Origin of the sequence: Pseudomonas oryzicola, assembly GCF_014269185.2 — a bacterium.
In the GTDB taxonomy this organism is placed as follows: Bacteria; Pseudomonadota; Gammaproteobacteria; order Pseudomonadales; family Pseudomonadaceae; genus Aquipseudomonas; species Aquipseudomonas oryzicola.
Genome location: NZ_JABWRZ020000001.1, coordinates 2470584 through 2491711 on the forward strand (window position 1 = coordinate 2470584; position 21128 = coordinate 2491711).

The 21128-nt window shown below is 65.0% G+C and carries 19 protein-coding genes; 14 read left to right on the forward strand and 5 right to left on the reverse strand.

The window, feature by feature from the left end; genetic code table 11:
• Positions 1-19: 19 nt before the first annotated feature.
• The gene (locus HU760_RS11345; RefSeq protein WP_186676933.1) at positions 20-1198 is read right to left on the reverse strand and encodes an ABC transporter substrate-binding protein; all 1179 of its coding nucleotides are present in this window, start codon (positions 1196-1198) and stop codon (positions 20-22) included.
• 157 nt (positions 1199-1355) lie between these two features.
• Between HU760_RS11345 and HU760_RS11350 the strand changes: the two genes are divergently transcribed.
• Together HU760_RS11350 and HU760_RS11355 are read left to right on the forward strand one after the other, a co-directional pair.
• Positions 1356-2633: a HAMP domain-containing sensor histidine kinase gene (locus HU760_RS11350; RefSeq protein WP_186676931.1), complete on the forward strand. Its 1278-nt coding sequence runs from the start codon at positions 1356-1358 to the stop codon at positions 2631-2633.
• Positions 2630-3268, forward strand: coding sequence for a response regulator (locus HU760_RS11355; protein WP_186676929.1), 639 nt, complete (start codon positions 2630-2632; stop codon positions 3266-3268). The genes HU760_RS11350 and HU760_RS11355 overlap by 4 nt, the downstream gene beginning before the upstream one ends.
• Positions 3269-3516: 248 nt before the next feature.
• On the opposite strand, the gene HU760_RS11360 is transcribed toward HU760_RS11355, so the two are convergent.
• Positions 3517-4167 (reverse strand): pentapeptide repeat-containing protein, encoded by a 651-nt coding sequence (locus HU760_RS11360; protein WP_186676927.1) that lies wholly within the window; start codon positions 4165-4167, stop codon positions 3517-3519.
• A 79-nt stretch (positions 4168-4246) separates the two neighbouring features.
• On the reverse strand, positions 4247-6127 hold the full coding sequence (gene exaA / locus HU760_RS11365) for a quinoprotein ethanol dehydrogenase (RefSeq protein ID WP_186676924.1): 1881 nt from the start codon (positions 6125-6127) through the stop codon (positions 4247-4249).
• A 253-nt stretch (positions 6128-6380) separates the two neighbouring features.
• On the opposite strand from exaA, the gene pedF reads away from it, so the two are divergent.
• From pedF to HU760_RS11415, 10 genes are all read left to right on the forward strand, one after another.
• The gene (gene pedF, locus HU760_RS11370) at positions 6381-6842 is read left to right on the forward strand and encodes a cytochrome c-550 PedF (RefSeq protein ID WP_170029546.1); all 462 of its coding nucleotides are present in this window, start codon (positions 6381-6383) and stop codon (positions 6840-6842) included.
• Positions 6843-6847: 5 nt separating this feature from the next.
• Positions 6848-7723 (forward strand): substrate-binding periplasmic protein, encoded by an 876-nt coding sequence (locus HU760_RS11375; protein ID WP_186676921.1) that lies wholly within the window; start codon positions 6848-6850, stop codon positions 7721-7723.
• A gap of 144 nt (positions 7724-7867) precedes the next feature.
• On the forward strand, positions 7868-8629 hold the full coding sequence (locus tag HU760_RS11380) for a quinoprotein dehydrogenase-associated SoxYZ-like carrier (RefSeq protein WP_186676918.1): 762 nt from the start codon (positions 7868-7870) through the stop codon (positions 8627-8629).
• A 41-nt stretch (positions 8630-8670) separates the two neighbouring features.
• Positions 8671-9603, forward strand: a complete 933-nt coding sequence (locus HU760_RS11385; protein ID WP_186676916.1) for a quinoprotein relay system zinc metallohydrolase 1 — start codon at positions 8671-8673, stop codon at positions 9601-9603.
• A 167-nt stretch (positions 9604-9770) separates the two neighbouring features.
• Positions 9771-11555 (forward strand): PQQ-dependent alcohol dehydrogenase PedH, encoded by a 1785-nt coding sequence (gene pedH / locus HU760_RS11390; RefSeq protein ID WP_186676914.1) that lies wholly within the window; start codon positions 9771-9773, stop codon positions 11553-11555.
• A 161-nt stretch (positions 11556-11716) separates the two neighbouring features.
• On the forward strand, positions 11717-13237 hold the full coding sequence (gene exaC, locus HU760_RS11395) for an acetaldehyde dehydrogenase ExaC (protein WP_186676913.1): 1521 nt from the start codon (positions 11717-11719) through the stop codon (positions 13235-13237).
• A 271-nt stretch (positions 13238-13508) separates the two neighbouring features.
• Entirely contained in the window at positions 13509-13580 is a 72-nt protein-coding gene (pqqA, locus tag HU760_RS11400; RefSeq protein WP_003243383.1) for a pyrroloquinoline quinone precursor peptide PqqA, read from the forward strand.
• 50 nt (positions 13581-13630) lie between these two features.
• Positions 13631-13903 carry a pyrroloquinoline quinone biosynthesis peptide chaperone PqqD gene (pqqD, locus tag HU760_RS11405; protein WP_186676911.1) on the forward strand — a complete coding sequence of 91 codons (273 nt, stop codon included), beginning with the start codon at positions 13631-13633 and terminating at the stop codon, positions 13901-13903.
• A gap of 89 nt (positions 13904-13992) precedes the next feature.
• Positions 13993-15156: an alcohol dehydrogenase-like regulatory protein ErcA gene (gene ercA, locus HU760_RS11410; protein ID WP_170029553.1), complete on the forward strand. Its 1164-nt coding sequence runs from the start codon at positions 13993-13995 to the stop codon at positions 15154-15156.
• Positions 15140-16864, forward strand: a complete 1725-nt coding sequence (locus HU760_RS11415; RefSeq protein WP_186676909.1) for a PAS domain-containing hybrid sensor histidine kinase/response regulator — start codon at positions 15140-15142, stop codon at positions 16862-16864. The genes ercA and HU760_RS11415 overlap by 17 nt, the downstream gene beginning before the upstream one ends.
• Before the next feature lie 616 nt (positions 16865-17480).
• Here HU760_RS11415 and HU760_RS11420 read toward each other — a convergent pair.
• Complete coding sequence (locus HU760_RS11420) at positions 17481-19268, reverse strand: thiamine pyrophosphate-requiring protein (protein ID WP_186674453.1); 1788 nt, start codon at positions 19266-19268, stop codon at positions 17481-17483.
• Positions 19269-19346: 78 nt separating this feature from the next.
• Positions 19347-19769: a low affinity iron permease family protein gene (locus HU760_RS11425; protein ID WP_186674451.1), complete on the reverse strand. Its 423-nt coding sequence runs from the start codon at positions 19767-19769 to the stop codon at positions 19347-19349.
• Positions 19770-19926: 157 nt separating this feature from the next.
• Here HU760_RS11425 and HU760_RS11430 point away from each other — a divergent pair, with 157 nt between their 5' ends.
• Positions 19927-20169 (forward strand): hypothetical protein, encoded by a 243-nt coding sequence (locus HU760_RS11430; protein ID WP_186674449.1) that lies wholly within the window; start codon positions 19927-19929, stop codon positions 20167-20169.
• The gene (gene xth / locus HU760_RS11435; RefSeq protein ID WP_186674448.1) at positions 20166-20963 is read left to right on the forward strand and encodes an exodeoxyribonuclease III; all 798 of its coding nucleotides are present in this window, start codon (positions 20166-20168) and stop codon (positions 20961-20963) included. Before HU760_RS11430 ends, xth begins: the two co-directional genes overlap by 4 nt.
• Positions 20964-21128 lie beyond the last annotated feature (165 nt).

The following is a 21128-nucleotide window of genomic DNA, read 5'->3' on the forward strand; positions in this document are numbered from 1 at the left end:
TTTTGTTGTGGTTATCGGCTCAGGGGTAGCTACAGCTGACCTCGGGCTTGTCGTAGCCCAGGCTGTCCATTTCGTTGAACGGGTGCAGGAAACCTTCCTGCGGCGAAGTGCTGACCAGCGCCCGCGGCTGCACCAGCGGGATCGGCTGGCGCAGCTCGCCGTTCCACGGCCGATAGCTGAGCTTGCGGCCCTTGAAGCCGTCCAGTGGCAACTGCTCGCTGAGCAGCAGCTGTTGCACGGCGCGGGGCTCGGCCTGGCGCAGTTTGCTGACTGCGCTGGCGACACTGCGCACGGCCATCCAGGCAGCGAAGTCGCGGTCGTTCATCCAGCGCCCGGCCTGGGCCTCGAAACGCTTTTGCAACTGCGCCGCGCCGAAGGTTTCCACGGTCTTGTGCCAGCCGGTGGGGGTCAGGCCCTGGGTTCCGGCAACCGGGCGTGGGTACCAGGTCTGGTAGGGCAGGTACTCGCCGAAATCGCCGCGTTCGTCGGCCACCAGCACCACATCGTACTCGGCAGTTTGCGTGAACAGCGGCATGTCGGCCTGGGCGCTACGGCGCTGGTCGTTGTCGAAGGTCCACGGTTTTTCCGCTACCAGCTGCAGGCCGAAGCGCTTTGCCGCACGCCGCAGGGCAGCGGCGTAGGCCCGGTCGTCATCGGTCTGGCCGACGATCAGCAGGGCCCGCTGCCATTTGCGCAGTACCAGGAATTGCGCCAGCGCATCGGCCAGCATGGCGCGGCCGGGCAGGCTGTGCAGCACATTGCCCAGGCACTGGCTGCTGCGCAGGCTGTCGTCCGGGCTACCGGCGTTGAACAGCAGGCTGTCAGGCAATGCGGCAGCCAAGGCCCGCAGGCTGGCAGCGGGAGCATTGACCACGAACAGCCGCAGGCCTTGCTCATGCTGGGCCTTGGCGGCTTGCAGCAGGGCTTCGGGGCTGTCGACGCTGGCCTCGGTCAGGTGGAATTGCTGCTGCAGGAAACGGCCGCTGCTGTTGCTGTCGACAATCGCCAGCCTGGCGCCTTGCAGCCCGGCATCGGTGGGCTCGGGGATGACGTTGGACAGCAGCGGGCCAGGGTCGGGGCGATAGGCCAGGTAGCCGATGCGTACCTGCAAAGGCTCCGCAGCCTGGCCCCAGGCGGCGTACAGGGTGGCGGTGAGCGCCAGCAGGCAGGTCAGGGCAAGGTGGGCAGGCTGGCGCATAAAGCGACTCCACGGCAGATGGCGCCAGCATAGGAAGCCCACCACGACGGGGAAATATGCAGAAAGTAGCGCCCGGCCGGTACCAAGGTAGTAATTCGCCACGCTGGCCCCGGTCTTACGATGGGCCGCAATCTCGCCACACTGAGGAGAACCGCGCATGCGCCTGATTGACCTGTCGGCCCTGTGGCGGATCAACCTTTGGGTCACGTTGTTTTTCCTGCTGGTGATGCTGGCCTGTGCCGGTGTGCTGTTGCACCAGGCGGTGGCCGATGTGGAGCGCGAGTTGCAATCGGCCGAAGCGGTGGTGGCGTACCTCGGCGATACCGCCGAACGTGACCCCGCGCGCCTGCAGCCACGGCTGACGCAAAGCCTGCGCCACGTGCGGGTCCATTGGCTGGGGGCGGATGAAGCGGTGCCGATGCCGCAGGAGCACGGCCTGGATGCCTGGCTGGGGCGCCACCTGCTCGGCGAGCGCCACCAGGGCTCCCGGCTGCTGGAGCTGGGTGACGGCCGCCGAGTAGCGATTGCCGTGGATGCGCGGGATGAAATCGACGAAGTCCGCGACTCGCTGCAACAGTTGGCGGGGCTGTGCGGCCTGGCATTGTTGCTGAGCTTGCTGACCATCCGCTGGGCCGTGCGCCGGGGCATGGGGCTGCTCGATGAACTGCTGCAGGCCCTGCGCCAGGTCTCCGGCGGGCAGTTGACCGCGCGCCTGCGCGAAACCGGCCTGCCGGAGGCACGCCAGCTGGCCAGGCATTTCAACCACATGACCGCCTCGCTGGAACAGGCCCGCGCCGACAATGCCCAACTGACCCAGGCGCTGCTGGCCGTGCAGGAGCGGGAGCGCACCCAGCTGGCGCAAGCCCTGCACGACGACCTCGGGCAATACCTGGCGGGTATCCGTGCCCAGCTGTGCCTGCTGCGCATGGTGGCCGACCAGCCTGCAGCGGTGGCGCAGACCACCCGCACCCTGGAACTTGAATGCCAGCGCCTGCAGCAGGGCTTTCGCGCGCTGGTGCATGACCTGTATCCGCTGGCGCTGCAGCACATGCCGCTGGCGGAAGCCTTTGCCCTGCTGGTGAGCCAGTGGCAGGCCAGCCAGGGCATCGATTGCCGCCTGCGGGTCGGCGCGCGCCTGCCAGCGTTGCCCGGGCCCAGCCGCACCCACCTGTATCGCTTGTTGCAGGAGGCGTTGACCAACGTCGCCCGACACGCCGCGGCCAGCCAGGTACGGGTGCGCCTGCAACGCAGTGCCAGGGGTTTGCGCCTGCTGGTTCGTGATAACGGTTGTGGGGCGCCGCGGCCGCTGCGCCACGGGGTCGGCCTGCACTCGATGGCCGAGCGCGCCCGCAGCCTCGGCGGCGAACTGCGCATCCTCAGCCGCCCGGGTGCCGGCTGGGCGCTGGCGGTGAACATTCCCATGGAGGTGCAATGAATATCCTGTTGGTCGATGACCACGCCGTGGTCCGCCAGGGCTATGCCAGCCTGCTGCGGGCGGTGCTGCCGACGATGCAGGTGCGCGAGGCGGCCAGTGGTGAAGAGGCGCTGGCGCGCGTTCAGGAGCAGGTACCCAACCTGGTGATCATGGACTTCGGCCTGCCCGGTATCAGCGGCCTGGAAACCACCCGACGCCTGCGCCAGCGCTTGCCGCAACTGCGCGTGCTGTTCTTCAGCATGCACGATGAACTGCCGCTGGTGCGCCAGGCGCTGGACGCGGGGGCTTCAGGTTACCTGACCAAGAACTCGGCGCCCGAGGTGCTGATCGAGGCGGTACAGCGAGTATTGGCCGGGCAGGCCTATATCGAGCAACCGCTGGCCACCCAGCTGGCTTGCACCTCGCATCAGCCAGCCAGCGACCCACGCCTGCAGTGCATGACCCAGCGTGAGCTGGAGATCTTCGTGATGCTGGCCAAGGGCACACCGGTGCGGGCGATTGCCGAGCAGCTGTGCATCAGTGCCAAGACCGTGTCCAACCACCTGACCTTGCTCAAGAGCAAGCTGCAGGTCAGCTCGCATGCTGAACTGGTGCATTTGGGGATCGACTTGGGGGTGGTGCGGGTGGCGGGGTGAGGTTCGGCCTGGTAGATGCAGCGCCTGTGAGCCCGAGCGCCGCTCGCGCGGCGCATCGCGGATAAATCCGCTCCTACAGGGGTTATGGTGCATGCGGTGATATCGCGTCGTATGAACCAGGCGGCCGCGCGCGTCTGTCACAGGCGTTACTGGCCCGAAACAAATGTAGGAGCGGATTTATCCGCGATGCGCCGCGCGGGCGGCGCTCGGTCTCCCAGGCGCTGAACCTGTCACGCCGGACCCTTCGCTCATTTGTCCCAGGTCTCTGGGCAGCCTTTGCACCCCTGCATGTTGGCATCCTGGAAATTCCCGTAATGCTGCCGCGCCCCGCGCAGGTCGGCGCCCTCCAGGTTGCTCTGGCCGAACTTGGCCTCCTGCAGGTTGGCATCGCCCAGGTTCGCCCCCTGCAGGTTGGCCTTGCTCAGCCAGGCCATCTCCAGGTCCGCCGCCCGCAGGTTGGCTTGCTGCATCTGCGCCCCGGACAACCTGGCGAACTCCAGGTAGGCCGCGCCGAGGTCGGCCTTGGCGAATTGCGCGCCTTGGGCAAACAGGCCCCAGCCCTGGATTGCCACCAGCTTGCTGGCGCTCAGGTCGGCCAGGCGCAGGTTGCTTTGCTGCAGGCTGGCGCGGGTCAGGTTTGCGCCTTGCAGGCGGGCCTTTTCCAGGTTGGCCAAGTCCAGCCGGGCATGGCGCAGGTCGGCGTCGCGCAGGTCGGCGCCGGCCAGGTTCATCTTGCGCAGGTCCTGGTTGGCCAGCTTGGCGCCACGCAGGTCGGCCCCGGGGCATTGGCTGGCTTCGGCGATGACACAGCCGTTGATGATCAGGGGGACATCGTCGTCGGTCGTTGCGGCCAGGGCAGGGGACAGCAGCAACAACAAGGCAAAGGGCAGGTAATTCATGGCGGAAGGTCCTGTCGGAATGAGAGACAAGCGCGAAGGGGGCTGCAAAGCAGCCCCAGCGAAGCGTTACCTCAGGCGGTCAGCGCTGTGCGGTCTTGTTGTCCCAGCTGGGGATCTTGAACACCCAGAACGAGCCGCCCTGGGCCACCGGCTTGGTCAGCTCGGCCATGTCGCCGCCCCACAGCGGTACCGCGCCGCCGTAGCCCACGGTCACGCCGATGTACTGCTCGCCGTCCTGTTCCCAGGTAATTGGCGGCGAGACGATGCCGCTGCCGGTCTGGAACTTCCACAGCTCCTTGCCGGTCTTGGCGTCGAAGGCCTTGAAGAAGCCGTCACCGGTGCCGGTGAACACCAGGTTGCCCTTGGTCGCCAGCACGCCGGCCCATAGCGGCAGGGGTTCCTTGTGCTCCCAGACCAGCTTGCCGGTGCTCGGGTCCATGGCGCGCAAGGTGCCGACGTGGTCGTCATACATGCGCTTGATACGGAAGCCCATCCCCAGGTAGGCAGAGCCCTTCTTGTAGTTCACCTCCTCGGTCCAGTACTCCTCTTTCCACTGGTTGCCGGGGATATAGAACAGGCCGGTATCCTGGCTGTAGGCCATGGGGTTCCAGTTCTTGCCACCGAGGAATGGCGGCGAGACTTCCACCGGCTTGCCTTTGCTTTCCCCCGGCAACGGCTTGGGTGGGCGTTGGCCGGGGTTCTCCACCGGGCGCCCGGTCTTCAGGTCGATATGGCTGGCCCAGGTGATGTTGTCGACGAAGGGGAAGGCGTTCTGCAGCTTGCCGTTGCTGCGGTCGACCACATAGAAGAAGCCGTTGCGGTCGGCATGGCCAGTGGCCTTGACCAGCTTGCCGTCCTGGTTCTTGTAGTCGAACAGCACCAGCTCGTTATTGCCGGAAAAGTCCCAGGCATCGTTGGGGGTGTGCTGGTAGAACCATTTCACCTCGCCGGTGCTCGGGTCGACGCCGACCTGGCCGGAGGTATACAGGCTGTCGTAGTCGTGCGGGTTGCCATCCTTCGAGGTGCGTGCCCAGGTGTTCCACGGGCCCGGGTTGCCAGCACCGACGATGATGGTGTTGCTCTCGGGGTCGAAACTGGCGCTTTGCCAAGGGGCGCCGCCGCCGTGGCTCCAGGCTTCGACCTTGCCGGTCTCGGTGGTCGGGTCATCCGGCCAGGACGGTGCCTTGACGTTGCCGGTCGGGGTGCTGTCCTTGCCGTTGAGGCGGCCCATATGGCCTTCGACAAACGGGCGCATCCACACTTCCTCGCCGGTATCCGGGTCGCGGGCGAACAGCTGGCCGACCACGCCGAACTCGTCACCCGAGCTGCCGTGGATCAGCAATACCTTGCCGCTGGTCTTGTCCTTGATCAGCACCGGGGCGCCGGTCATGGTGTAGCCGGCGCTGTGGTCGCCGAACTTCTTGTTCCACACCACTTTGCCGGTGCGCTTGTCGAGGGCGATCACCCGCGCATCGAGGGTGCCGAAGTAGATCTTGTCGCCGTAGATCGCCGCGCCGCGGTTGACCACGTCGCAGCACGGGCGGATGTTCTCCGGCAGGCGGTGGTTGTAGGTCCACAGGCGTTTGCCGGTCCGGGCATCGAGGGCGAACACCCGCGAATAGGAACCGGTGACGTAGACCACGCCGTCGCTGACGATGGCCTGGGATTCCTGGCCGCGTTGTTTCTCGTCGCCGAAGGAGAAGGACCACGCGGGGGTCAGCTTGAACACGTTCTGGTCATTGACCTGGGCCAGCGGGCTCCAGCGCTGGGCGTTGGTGCCCATGCCGTATTGCAGCACGTCCTGGGTGGTCAGGTGATCGTTGGCGATGTCTTCCCAGGTCACGTTCTTGCCGGCAGGCGCCGCCGTGGCCACCGTGCCCAGGGCCAGGCTGCCGGCCAGCAGCAAGGCACGCAGGCTCAGGCACAAAGGGGAAAGGGCAGGTAGCGTTGTTGTTGTCATGGTTGCAGTTCCCTGTGGAGTTTTGGCCTGCACAGGGTGAGCTGGTGCGGTTGTCGCGGGATACGGAAAACTTCCCGCGCTGGCCGGGAAAAGTTCCCGTACGGCACCTCTTTTGGCCCTTCGCCACATGCCCTACTACCAAGGGAGTAAGGCCCGGCCACCAAAGCAGGATACGGCGCTGCACGGGCTGTTCCTAAGATGGCGGCACGGCCTCTGTGGTTGAGGCCTTGCGTGCAATGGTGAGGGCATAACAATGACAACACAACGAAACGTCTTGCTTGCTGCAGGCCTGCTGGCCGGCGCTGTGCTGACCGGTACGGTCTGGGCCCATGGCAATGTGGTGCCCCAGGCTGTGGAAACCAAGGGCCTGACCCCGATCAAGGATGCGGGTGTGGCCGTGGACGGCGACGGCTGGGCAGCGGTCAACCCGTATCGCGAGTCCCCCGAGCACGACAAGGCCGTGGAAATTGGCGCCTCGGCCTACAACCAGAACTGCGCCGCCTGCCATGGCCTGGAAGCGAAGTCTGGCGGTATCGCCCCCGACCTGCGCATGCTCGACGCCGGTGAGGCCGGCGACGAGTGGTTCGTCGAGCGGGTGCGCCACGGCGCGGTTCGCGACGGCCGGGTGTACATGCCGAAGATGGCCGACTACCTGAGCCAGGAAGCCTTGTGGGCGGTACGCACCTACCTGGACAGCGTGCACGTCGAGGAGTGACGGCCATGCGCCTGTTGGCGGTGCTGTTGACTGGCCTGCTGCTGTGTTGCGCGGCAGCCCAGGCGCAGGTACGCAACTACGACGCGATCATCGCCGCCGGCGAATTGAAGGTGGCGGTGTACAAGGACTTTGCGCCCTATAGCTTCGAGGACCACGGCCAGCCACGCGGAGTCGACGTGGAGCTGGCGCAGGCCCTGGCCAGTGCGCTGGGGGTGCACCTGCAACTGATCTGGGCGCCGCCCGGGGAAAAGCTCGACGACGACCTGCGCGATTATATCTGGCGCGGCAGCCCGCTGCGCAACCAGCAGCTGGCCGACCTGATGATGCGTGTGCCTTACGACCACGCCTACGCGCAGCGGCGCAATGACGTCGGGGAACTGGAAAACGCCCAGGTGGTGATGTTCGGCCCCTATCAGCAGGAGCGCTGGCAGGTGGCCTATGATCGCCGCCGCCTGGCCTCGGTAGCCAGTGTCGCGGTGTTCCAGCAGCACCCCATCGGGGTCGAGGTGGACAGTGTGCCGTCGTTCTACCTGACCTCGGTATTCAACGGCATGCTCAGCGCCAGGACCCACCATTACCCCAACGTTCAGCAAGCGTTCGGCGCCATGCAGGCTGGCCAGGTGGACGCGGTGATGGCCATGCGCGGCGAGGTCGACTGGCAACTGCACCAGGCCGCCGACCCGCAGCTGGCCCTGGCGGAAAACGCCTACCCGAACCTCGGCAAGCAGGCCTGGGACATCGGCATGGCAGTGCATGAAAGCAACCGGCAGCTGGCCTATGCGGTGGAAGAGGCGCTCGAAGCGCTGATCCGCGAGGGGCGAATGAAGGCGATCTACGCCAGTTACGGCCTGCGCTACGAGGTGCCGGAAATGTATCAGTAGGTGCACATCGCCCTGTGGCAGCGGGCGTGCCCGCGAAGCAGGCGCTGCGGTGGTTGGCACGGGCTTGGCCCGTGTTCGCGGGCATGCCCGCTCCCACAGGGGCGGCGCTGGCTCAAGGATAATCGCGTCATCAAGGAGCGGGCCATGAACTGGCGAGCGACTTTCCTGCTGGCCTGCTGGCTGCCTTGGGCAGCCCACGCCAGCGAACCGAATGCCACGTCGGACCCGGTGCCGTCGGTGATGTGGGACTTCTACCACAAGCAGCTGCTGGGCCAGGCAGCGTTCGTCTTCGATGACCGGGTCAAGCTGCTGGCGCCCCCATTCGCCGAGGACGCACGCCAGGTGCCGCTGGAGATCGACGCGCGGGCATTCAGCGGTGAGGTGGTACGGATCCTGGCCTGGGCCGAGCTCAACCCGCTGCCGCGCATTGTCGACTTCGAACCCGGCGAGCGCGTGCTGCCCTGGTTGTCGATCCGCATCCGTATCGAACAGGCCACGCCGCTGCGTGCCGCGGTGCTGACTCGCGACGGCCTGTGGCATGTCGGCTCGACCCTGATCGATGCCGCCGGAGGCGGTTGTACCGCGCCCAGTGTGGTCCGCACCCAGCCCGGCTGGGAGGAGCACCTGGGCGAAGTGCTGGGCGGGCGCTACCCGCGCGGCGACAGCAGCCGCCTGCGCCTGCAGGTGGCCCACCCGATGGACAATGGCCTGGTCAGCGGCATCCCGGAATTCTTCCTCAACCATGCCGAGCTGCAAGGCGCGGATGGCCAGCGCCTGGCCAGCCTCGCGCTGTATCCGGCAGTCAGCGAAAACCCCAACCTGGGCTTCGACATCCTCGGTTCCGGGCCGACCCGGCTGGTGTTGCAGGACAACAGCGGCAACCGCTTCGAGGCGGCGCTGCCTTGAGTGCGTTGCCAGGCTTCACTTACCGACCCGAGGCGCCCGTCATGCGTTGGATCCTGCTGTTGCTGCTGTGCCTGGGCCTGCCGGCCCAGGCAGACCTGGACTATCACCTCAAGCCCCGACAGATCGCCGAAGGCACCTGGCTGCTGGAAGGCAGCACCGCCAATTTCGCCAAGGACAACGGTGGCAACATCGTCAACACCGCGTTCATCGTCACCGACAGCGGGGTGGTGGTGATCGACAGCGGGCCATCGAAACGCTACGGCGAAGCGCTGCGTCAGGCCATTGCCGCCACCACCGACAAGCCAGTAGTCGAAGTGTTGCTGACCCACCATCACCCCGACCATGTGCTGGGCAACCAGGCCTTCGCCGATGTGCCGATCAGCGCGCTGGCCGGCACCGGCGAGCTGCTGCGCCAGCAAGGCGAGGCCATGGCCGAGAACATGTATCGCCTGGTTGGCGACTGGATGCGTGGCACCGAGGTGGTGTTGCCAACCCGGGTACTGGAGCCGGGTATGCATCAGGTTGGCGGGCATCGCCTGCGGCTGCTGGCGCTGGGTGGGCATACCGGTGCCGACCTGGCGATTCTGGATGAAACCACCGGCGTGCTGTTTGCCGGTGACCTGGTGTTCTACCAACGGGCGCTGACCACGCCCAACAGCCCAGGGTTGGAGGTCTGGTTGAAAGACCTGGATACCTTGCAGGCGCTGCCCTGGAAACAGCTGGTACCTGGCCACGGTCCGCTGGCCAGCGATACCCGGCCGTTTGCCCAGATGCGTGACTACCTGGGCTGGCTGGATAGGCTGATGCGTGCCGGCGCGGCGCGTGGCGATGACATGGCCGAGATGATACGCAGCCCGATCCCGGAGCGCTTTGCCGGTATCAGCCTGACCCGTTATGAATTGATCCGCAGTGTCAGCCACCTGTATCCCCGCTACGAGCGCCAACAGTTGCGGCGCATCGACGCCACGCACTGACGTGGCCGCTCCTGCAAGGGGCGCGCAGGTCTCGGCGCCGAGCCCCATACCAAGGAACTAGAAAACTCCGCACTGCGGGCAATTGTTGGCAAACAGGCAGCGACCAAGAATTCTCGGCACACCGGGAAATTTTCCCGGGCACAACAAAAAAACCAAAGGTAGCCGTCATGACCCGATCCCCACGTCGTCCCGTGTTCGCCGTGAGCCTGGTGCTCAGCGCCATGCTGCTTGCCAGCGCGGCCCACGCTGCTGTCAGCAATGAAGAAATCCTCCAGGACCCGAAGAACCCGCAGCAGATCGTGACCAACGGCCTGGGGGTGCAGGGCCAGCGCTACAGCCCGCTGGACCTGCTCAACAGCAACAACGTCAAGGACCTGCGGCCGGTCTGGGCGTTCTCCTTCGGCGGTGAGAAGCAGCGCGGCCAGCAGGCCCAGCCGCTGGTCAAGGACGGGGTGATGTACCTGACCGGCTCCTACTCGCGGGTGTTCGCCGTGGATGCCCGTACCGGCAAGAAGCTGTGGCAATACGATGCGCGCCTGCCCGATGACATCCGCCCCTGCTGCGACGTGATCAACCGGGGCGTGGCGCTGTACGGTGACCTGGTGTTCTTCGGCACCCTGGATGCCAAGCTGGTGGCGTTGAACAAAGACACCGGCAAGGTGGTGTGGAGCAAGAAAGTGGCCGACCACAAGGAAGGCTACTCCATCAGCGCCGCGCCGATGATCGTCAACGGCAAGCTGATCACCGGGGTGGCCGGTGGCGAGTTCGGCGTGGTGGGCAAGATCCAGGCCTACAACCCGGAAAACGGCGAGCTGCTGTGGATGCGCCCGACCGTGGAAGGGCACATGGGCTACGTCTACAAGGACGGCAAGGCGATCGAGAACGGCATTTCCGGCGGCGAGGCAGGCAAGACCTGGCCTGGCGACCTGTGGAAGACCGGCGGTGCAGCACCTTGGCTGGGCGGCTACTACGACCCGGAAACCAACCTGATCCTGTTCGGTACCGGCAACCCGGCGCCGTGGAACTCGCACCTGCGCCCGGGCGACAACCTGTACTCCTCGTCGCGCCTGGCCCTGAACCCGGACGATGGCACCATCAAGTGGCATTTCCAGAGCACGCCGCATGACGGTTGGGACTTCGACGGCGTCAACGAGCTGATCTCGTTCAACTACAAGGCCGGCGGCAAAGAGATCAAGGCGGCCGCCACCGCCGACCGCAACGGCTTCTTCTACGTGCTGGACCGCACCAACGGCAAGTTCATCCGCGGCTTCCCGTTCGTCGACAAGATCACCTGGGCCACCGGCCTGGACAAGGATGGCCGGCCGATCTACAACGAGGCCAGCCGCCCAGGGGCGCCGGGCAGCGAAGCCAAGGGCAGCTCGGTGTTCGTCGCCCCGGCCTTCCTCGGCGCCAAGAACTGGATGCCGATGGCCTACAACAAGGACACCGGGCTGTTCTATGTGCCGTCCAACGAGTGGGGCATGGATATCTGGAACGAAGGCATCGCCTACAAGAAGGGCGCGGCGTTCCTTGGTGCCGGTTTCACCATCAAGCCGCTCAACGAAGACTACATCGGCGTGCTGCGTGCCATCGACCCGGTCAGCGGCAAGGAAGTATGGCGCCACAAGAACTACGCACCGCTGTGGGGCGGGGTGCTGACCACCAAGGGTAACCTGGTGTTCACCGGCACGCCGGAAGGCTTCCTGCAGGCCTTCAATGCCAAGACCGGTGACAAGGTCTGGGAGTTCCAGACCGGTTCCGGCGTGCTCGGTTCGCCGATCACCTGGGAAATGGACGGCGAGCAGTACGTTTCGGTGGTCTCCGGCTGGGGCGGCGCGGTGCCGCTGTGGGGCGGCGAAGTGGCCAAGCGGGTCAAGGACTTCAACCAGGGCGGCATGCTCTGGACCTTCAAGTTGCCCAAGCAACTGCAAACCGCCAGCGCCAAGCGCTGACGCCATGCCTTGCCGCTTGCCGCCAGCCAACCGGCGGCAAGCGGCCCTACTACCAAATGACGAGAGCCCCGCTGCCAACGATGCATTCGCCCGGCAGGCGGGGCTTTTTACCATCGGTTCATCGCCTGTCGCCGGACAGGCATCGACCACAGAGGCTCAGCATGATCTACGCACAACCCGGAACCCCTGGCGCCATCGTGTCCTTCAAGCCACGCTACGGCAACTTCATCAATGGTGAGTTCGTGCCGCCTCTGGGCGGCCAGTACTTCACCAACAGCTCGCCGGTCAATGGCCAGCCGATTGCCGAGTTCCCGCGCTCTGGCGCCGAGGACATCGAGCGCGCCCTGGACGCCGCCCATGCCGCGGCCGAAGCCTGGGGCAAGACCTCGGTGCAGGACCGTGCCCTGGTGCTGCTGAAGATTGCCGACCGTATCGAACAGCATCTCGAAGTGCTGGCCGTTACCGAAACCTGGGACAACGGCAAGGCCGTGCGCGAAACCCTCAATGCCGACGTGCCGCTGGCAGCCGACCACTTCCGCTATTTCGCCGGCTGCATCCGCGCCCAGGAAGGCGGTGCTGCGGAAATCAACGAAGGCACCGTGGCCTACCACATGCATGAGCCGCTGGGTGTGGTCGGGCAGATCATCCCGTGGAACTTCCCGCTGCTGATGGCTGCCTGGAAACTCGCCCCGGCCCTGGCCGCCGGCAACTGCATCGTGCTCAAGCCGGCGGAGCAGACGCCGCTGTCGATCACCGTGTTCGCCGAACTGATCGCCGACCTGCTGCCTGCCGGCGTGCTGAACATCGTCCAGGGCTTTGGCCGTGAAGCCGGCGAGGCCCTGGCCACCAGCAAGCGCATCGCCAAGATCGCCTTCACCGGTTCCACCCCGGTGGGCTCGCACATCATGAAATGTGCCGCCGAGAACATCATCCCGTCTACCGTCGAGCTGGGCGGCAAGTCGCCGAACATCTTCTTCGAAGACATCATGCAGGCCGAGCCGGCGTTCATCGAGAAGGCCGCCGAAGGCCTGGTGCTGGCGTTCTTCAACCAGGGCGAAGTGTGCACCTGCCCGTCGCGGGCGTTGATCCAGGAATCGATCTACGAGCCGTTCATGGCCGAAGTGATGAAGAAGATCGCCAGGATCACCCGGGGCAACCCGCTGGACACCACGACCATGGTCGGTGCCCAGGCTTCGGAGCAGCAGTACGACAAGATCCTTTCCTACCTGCAGATTGCCCGGGAGGAGGGTGCCCAGCTGCTCACCGGTGGTGCTGCCGAGCGGCTCGCCGGCGACCTGGCCAGCGGTTACTACATCCAGCCGACGCTGCTCAAGGGCCACAACAAGATGCGCGTGTTCCAGGAGGAAATCTTCGGCCCGGTGGTGGGCGTGACCACCTTCAAGGATGAGGCCGAGGCCTTGGCGATCGCCAACGACAGCGAGTTCGGCCTGGGCGCAGGCCTGTGGACCCGCGACATCAACCGTGCCTACCGCATGGGCCGGGGAATCAAGGCCGGGCGGGTGTGGACCAACTGCTACCACCTGTACCCGGCGCATGCCGCATTCGGTGGCTACAAGAAGTCTGGCGTGGGCCGCGAGACCCACAAGATGATGCTCGACCACTACCAGCAGACCAAGAACCTGCTGGTGAGCTACGACATCAACCCGCTGGGCTTCTTCTAAAGCCTGAGCTGGCCTTGGGGGCTGCCTTGCAGCCCATCGCAGGCAAGCCAGCTCCTACAAGGACCGCGCAGGCCATGGATCTTGCGCAATCCCTGTGGGAGCGGGCGAGCCCGCGAAGAGACCGGCACTGCCATGCCCAAATCCACAGTTGCTCCGTGTTACCCCTACCAACGCACTCCGCAAACCTGTCCCAAAGTAGCATTCGGCCCTGGCGCCGAGCATGCATTAATGCCTCTACCGGAATCGCCCGGCATAACAAGAGGACCGCCCCATGTGGACTAAACCCGCCTACACCGACCTGCGCATTGGTTTTGAAGTAACGATGTACTTCGCCAATCGTTGATGCCTGGCCGGCCATCGTTGCGATGGCCGGGCCTTGTGTGCCAAACCCCTATGGAGTTGATCGATCCCGAGCAGACCCTGGCATTGGCCCGCGGTTTCCGCCTGCGCTGGGAGCCGCACCTGGCGTGCCCGGTGTTGCTGCATGCGGGGGGCGTCATCGAACTCAACGCCAGTGCCGGCTGGGTGCTCGAACTGCTCGACGGCCAGCGTAGCGTGGCGGCGGTCATCGCCCGGCTGGCGCAGCGTTTCCCCGGGGTGACCGGGCTCGACGAGGACGTGCTGGCGTTCCTGGAGGTGGCCCGCGCCAAGTGCTGGGTCGAATGAGCCGTGGCCAGGCTTTGGTCTGGTTGCTTTCGCCACGGGATGCTTTACGCTGGCGGTTACCTTCCAGAACAATAAGAACAGGCTTTCCGATGAGCCAGAGTTTCAGCCCGCTTCGCAAGTTCGTTTCGCCTGAAATCATTTTCGGTGCCGGTTGCCGGCATAACGTGGCCAATTACGCCAAGACCTTCGGCGCGCGCAAGGTCCTGGTGGTCAGCGACCCGGGTGTGATCGCCGCCGGTTGGGTCGCCGACGTCGAGGCCAGCCTGCAGGCGCAGGGTATCGACTACTGCCTGTACAGTGGCGTGTCGCCCAACCCACGGGTCGAGGAAGTGATGCTAGGCGCCGAGATCTATCGGCAGAACCACTGTGACGTGATTGTCGCGGTCGGTGGCGGCAGCCCGATGGATTGCGGCAAGGCCATCGGCATCGTGGTCGCCCATGGGCGCAGCATCCTCGAGTTCGAAGGCGTGGACATGATCCGCGTGCCCAGCCCGCCGCTGATCCTGATCCCGACCACGGCCGGTACCTCGGCCGACGTTTCGCAGTTCGTGATCATTTCCAACCAGCAGGAGCGCATGAAGTTCTCCATCGTCAGCAAGGCGGTGGTACCCGACGTGTCGTTGATCGACCCGCAAACCACCCTGAGCATGGACCCGTTCCTGTCCGCCTGCACCGGCATCGACGCGCTGGTGCATGCCATCGAAGCCTTTGTTTCCACCGGCCACGGTCCGCTGACCGACCCCCATGCACTGGAAGCCATGCGCCTGATCAACGGCAACCTGGTGCAGATGATCGCCAACCCTGGCGATATAGCCCTGCGCGAGAAGATCATGCTGGGCAGCATGCAGGCGGGGCTGGCGTTTTCCAATGCCATCCTCGGCGCAGTCCACGCCATGTCGCACAGCCTGGGCGGGTTCCTCGACCTGCCGCATGGCTTGTGCAACGCGGTGCTGGTAGAGCATGTGGTGGCGTTCAACTACAGCTCGGCGCCGGAGCGTTTCAAGGTGATTGCCGAAGTGCTGGGCATCGACTGCCGCGGCCTCAACCACCGGCAGATCTGCGCGCGCCTGGTGGAGCACCTGATCGCGCTGAAACGCGCCATCGGCTTCCATGAGACCTTGGGCCTGCATGGAGTGCGCACGGCCGATATTCCGTTCCTGTCGCAACATGCCATGGACGACCCGTGCATCCTCACCAACCCGCGTGCGTCGAGCCAGCGTGATGTCGAGGTGGTTTATGGCGAGGCCCTCTGACGACCAGCAGCGCGCCCTGGCCGGGCTGCTGGGGCTGGGCGACCACTCGGCACGCAAGAGCCATTACCCGGAGCTGGCGGCCCGCCTGGACGAGCTGGAGGCCGAACGCAACCGCTACAAGTGGTTGTTCGAGAATGCCGTGCACGGGATTTTCCAGGCCAGCCTGCAAGACGGCATGCGCGCGGCCAACCCGGCGTTGGCGCGCATGCTTGGTTACGACAGCCCGCAGGCATTGCTGCAGTGCCTGACCGACTTCGCCAGCGACCTGTTCGTCGAGGCCGACGAGCTGCACGCCATCACCGCGACACTGGCCCGTGAACGCAGCCTGCACGGTTATGAAACCCGCTTGCGCCGCAAGGATGGCAGCCATATCGATGTGCTGATGAACCTGCTGCTCAAGCCTGGCCATGAAGGCCTGGTGGAAGGGTTTGTCGCCGACATCACCGAACGCAAGCTGGCCCAGCAGCGCCTGCAGCAACTCAACGACGAGCTCGAGCAACGGGTGGCTGCGCGCACCGACGAGCTGCTGGAGGCCAACCGCAACCTGCAACAGCAGATCGCCGAGCGCAAACAGATCGCCCGCGCCCTGCGCGATGCCCGCGACGCTGCGGAAACCGCCAACCGCAGCAAGGACAAATACCTCGCGGCTGCCAGCCATGACCTGCTGCAGCCGCTGAATGCTGCGCGGCTGCTGATTTCGACCTTGCGCGAACGGCCGTTGCCGGAAGCGGAAAAAGTGCTGGTGGAACGTACCCATCAAGCCCTGGAGGGCGCTGAGGACCTGCTGACCGATCTGCTGGACATCTCCCGGCTTGACCAGGCAGCGGTCAAGCCGGACGTGGCCTCGTATCGTCTCGACGAACTGTACGGGCCGCTGGTTTCGGAGTTCCGCACGGTGGCTGACGCGGCAGGTCTTAAACTGCGCGCACGCATTGGCGACTATGCCATCAGCACCGACCTGCGGTTGATGACGCGCATCCTGCGCAATTTTCTCAGCAATGCCTGCCGCTATACCGATGAAGGTCGGATCCTGCTGGGGGCCAGGCGCCGTGGCAGGCACCTGCGCCTGGAGGTGTGGGACACCGGGCGGGGTATCGCCCAGGATCGGCTGCAGGCGATCTTCCTTGAATTCAACCAGCTGGACGTGGGCCGTGCCGCCGACCGCAAGGGTGTAGGCCTGGGGCTGGCCATCGTCGAACGGATCGCCAAGATCCTTGGCTACCGGGTCGAGGTGCGCTCGTGGCCGGGGCGTGGCTCGGTGTTCAGTATCGAGGTGCCGCTCGGCCAGGCGGTACCGCTGCCGGTCCACCCGGCCGTACCGCAGCCCGGCACCGGTAACCCGTTGCCGGGCCGGCGGCTGCTGGTGGTGGACAACGAGGTGAGCATCCTCGAGAGCATGGGCGCACTGCTTGGGCAGTGGGGGTGTGAAGTGGTGACCGCAACCGATCAGGCTGGGGCATTGCTGGCCTTGCAGGGGCAGGCCCCGGAGTTGATCCTGGCCGATTTCCACCTGGATCACGGTGTGGTCGGCTGCGAAGTGGTCAGGCATTTGCGCGAGCATTTCGGCAGTACCATTCCGGTAGTGATCATCACCGCTGACCGCAGCGATCAGTGCCGGCGCTCCTTGCACAAGCTCGGTGCGCCGCTGCTGAACAAACCGGTCAAGCCGGGGAAACTGCGTGCAGTATTGAGCCAACTGCTGGGCTAGGCATTGCTGGTCATTCACTAGCGAAGCGGTTGGCTGGCACCGGCTGTGCCGGTGATCGCGGCTGAAGCCGCTCCTACCGGTGCAGCGTCAACGCGGAGCCGGCGTAGTGCATGTAGGAGCGGATTTATCCGCGATACAGGCGGCGCGGTGGCTGGCACCGGCTGTGCCGGTGATCGCGGCTGAAGCCGCTCCTACCGGTGCAGCGTCAACGCGGAGCCGGCGTAGTGCATGTAGGAGCGAATTTATCCGCGATGCAGGCGGCGCGGTGGCTGGCACCGGCTGTGCCGGTGATCGCGGCTGAAGCCGCTCCTACCGGTGCAGCGTCAACGCGGAGCCGGCGTAGTGCATGTAGGAGCGGATTTATCCGCGATGCAGGCGGCGCGGTGGCTGGCACCGGCTGTGCCGGTGATCGCGGCTGAAGCCGCTCCTACCGGTGCAGCGTCAACGCGGAGCCGGCGTAGTGCATGTAGGAGCGGATTTATCCGCGATGCAGGCGGCGCGATGGCTGGCATCGGCTGTGCCGGTGATCGCGGCTGAAGCCGCTCCTCCAGGTGCAGCGTCAATGCGAAGCCGGCGCATTACTTGTGTGCGGGTTCACCTGCAGCTACCCGGTTGCTCATTTCTTGCCAGGCAATACCGAACTGAGGACTTGCCTGGCCGTCTGCAGGATGACGCCGGCCTGGTCAGGGTCGCCCTTGAGCAAGCTGCTGGCGAATTTCTTCGCCTGCTCCAGCTTGATGTGCGGCGGTAGCGGCGGCACGTTCGGGTCGGTCTTGAACTCGATCAACACCGGCCGGTCCGCCGCCAACGCCCGCTCCCAGGCGGGGATGATGTCCTCCTCGCGATCCACATAGATGCCCAGCAGGCCAATGGACAGGGCGAACAGGTGATAGGGCACATCAGGTATCGACTGTGAGGCCTCGAACTTCGGGTCGCCCTCCATGACCCGTTGTTCCCAGGTAACCTGGTTGAGGTCTTCGTTGTTGAATACCGCGCAGATCCACTGCGGGTTCTGCCATTGTTGCCAGTACTTCGCCACGGTAATCAGCTCGGCCAGGTTGTTCATCTGCATCGCGCCGTCACCGACCAGCGCCACCACGCAGCGCTGCGGGTGGGCGAGCTTGGCGGCGATGGCGTAGGGCACGGCAGCGCCCATGCTGGCCAGGCCACCGGACAGTGAACATTGCATGCCCCGGCGAATCTGCAGGTCGCGGGCGAACCAGTTGGCACAGGAACCGGAATCACTGGTGACAATGGCCTGGTCCGGCAGAAGCGGGGAGAGCTCGTACACCACGCGCTGTGGGTTGAGAGGCTTGGCTGTGGCGTGGGCGCGTTTGGCCAGGGTCTTGTCCCACTGCGCACGCCAGCCTTCGATCCTGTCGCGCCAGCCCCGTTCGCGTTTGTGTTCGAGCAGCGGCAACAACGCCGCCAGGGTTTCACCGGCATCGCCGACCAGGTTCACCTCCATCGGGTAGCGCAAGCTGAGCATGTCCGGCTGCAGGTCGATCTGTACGCCGCGGGCCTGGCCTTCCCGCGGCAGGAATTCGGAATATGGGAAGCCGGAACCGATCATCAGCAGGGTGTCGCATTCGCTCATCAGTTGGTAGCTGGGTTCGGTGCCGAGCAGGCCGATGGCACCGGTGACCCAGGGCAGGTCGTCGGGTAGCACGGCCTTGCCCAGCAGCGCCTTGGCCACCCCTGCACCGAGCTTCTCGGCTACCGCCATGACCTGCTCGCTTGCCTGCAAGGCACCGGCACCGACCAGCATCGCCACCTTGCGTCCGCCATTGAGCACGTCGGCCGCGCGCTGCAGGTCTGCCTCGAAGGGCAGCACCCTGGGCCTGCTGTAGCCGATGCCGGAATGCACAGTGCCGTGTGCCTTGGGCGGTTCGTGATAGGGCAGGTCCTGCAGGTCGTTGGGCAGGATGATGGCGGTGACCCGGCGTTCGCCGACGGCGGTACGTACTGCGCGGTCGAGCAGATGGCGTACTTGCGCGGGCGTCGAGGCCTGCTGCACGAATGCACCGGCCACGTCCTTGAACATCGACAGCAGGTCAAGCTCTTGCTGGTAGTGCCCACCCAGTGCCGCACGAGCCTGCTGCCCGACGATGGCCAGCACCGGCTGGTGGTCCATGCGGGCGTCGTACAGGCCGGTCAGCAGGTGTGAAGCGCCGGGGCCGGAGGTGGCCATGCACACGCCCAGCTCGCCGGTGAACTTGGCATGCGCGCTGGCCATGAAGGCGGCCATCTCCTCATGCCGGGCCTGGATAAACTGGATCTTGCCATTGGCCCTGGCCAGTGCACCGAACACGCCATTGATGCCATCGCCAGGGTAACCGAAGATGCGCCTTACGCCCCATTGGTACAGGCGTTCCACCAGAAAGTCGCCTATCGTGCCTGTCATGCCGTTCTCCTGGGCTGTCATCGATAGGGGTCTGGACTTGGCGCGGCTCGGGAAAGTTTCACCTGTGTGACCCGCGCCCTAGCGTTGCTGGTCGCCCATCCGTTGATCCGGTTCTTCCTCCTGGTCCGCGCGGGGTTGCAGGCCTGCGGCTTGCTCGCCTTCAGCCAGGGCCCGGTATTCCTTGCGTAGCGCCTGCAGCTTCTTGCTGTCCATGTCTTCCAGGTCGAGGACCGACATCTCGGTATGCTTGGTCGCACGGATCAGCTCGTCTAGCTTGACGTGAATGATGTCGTTGTCGCGGTTCTGGGTGTTCTGGATCAGGAACACCATCAGGAAGGTGATAATGGTGGTGGAGGTATTGATGATCAGCTGCCAGGTATCGTTGTAATGGAACCACGGCCCGGTGAGGCCCCATATCACGATGAGCAGCAAGGCGATGAGGAAGGTCTGGGGGCGTCCGGCGTGGTTGGACAACCATTGGCAGAATTGGGCGAATTTCATGATCTCGTCTCCAGGTGCGCCTGTAGCTTGGGACCCTGGCAACGGTCGGGAAGTTGTTTTTTTCCGTAGGCCCAGGACGCACGGTCTGCCGCGTTGAAGTTGAACGTCACACCACGACGGTGCTCTTACATGCAAAGGGTACAGTGAGGGCTTCTTGATGAGCATTGAACGCAGCATCCCCGAGCTTGCGGCCTGGTATGCCCAGTACGACGACATCAGTTACCGGCGCGAGTCACCGGACGCCTACCACCACGAACTGGTTCGCACCGCTGAAGCCCTGCGCGACGATGGCGCCATTGACTGGGACGACTGGCTGGCCCTCAAGGCACTGGCCGATGATGCCCATGTGCACGCCCTTGAAGACGCCGTGCAGGCCCATGTCAGCGACCCTGACGCATGAAAGCGCTGAAGATCGCCACGTTCAACATCAATGGCATTCGCAGCCGCCTGCCGGCCTTGCTGGCCTGGCTGGAACGGGAACAGCCGGACATCGCCTGCCTGCAGGAACTCAAGGCGGCGGATCAGCAATTTCCCCGCCAGGCACTCGAAGCGGCGGGTTATGCTTGTGTCTACCAGGGCCAGCCGTCGTGGAACGGCGTGGCCATCCTGGCGCGGGGCAGCGAGCCGCTGGAGGTGCGTCGTGGCCTGCCAGGCATGGAGGACGATACGCAAAGCCGCTATCTGGAAGCGGCAGTGCATGGCGTGCTGGTGGCATGCCTGTACCTGCCGAACGGCAACCCGCAACCGGGGCCGAAATTCGACTACAAACTGCGTTGGTTCGAATGCCTGATCCAGCACGCGCAGGGTTTGTACGGCAGCGGCCACCCGACGGTGATGGCGGGTGATTTCAATGTGGTACCCACCGACATGGATATCTACAACCCGCGCTCCTGGTTGAAGGATGCCTTGCTGCAACCCGAGTCTCGGGCGTGCTTCGCCCGGCTGCTTGGGCAGGGCTGGGTCGATGCAATCCGCCATCTCTACCCCGACGAACGTATCTATACATTCTGGGATTACTTCCGCAACCACTGGGCACGCAACGCCGGCCTTCGTATCGACCATTTGTTGCTCAACCCTGACCTGGCGCCCTACCTGAAGCGGGCGGGCGTCGATGCCTGGGTGCGTAACGAAGCCAGGGCCAGCGACCATGCGCCAACCTGGATCGAACTGGGCACGCGGCGCCGGCAAACATAGTTGCTCCAGCTTGCACGCCCCAGCGCTAGCGAGTGCGCCCGCGGACCCTGGCGTGGCCGCAGCCGGGTCTTCCTGGCCGGTGCGCAAGCGCCTTCATAACTTATACAAGGTTGAACTTCTGTAGAACTTAAAGCGCAAATAACCCCGCTCTATCTGCCATATATC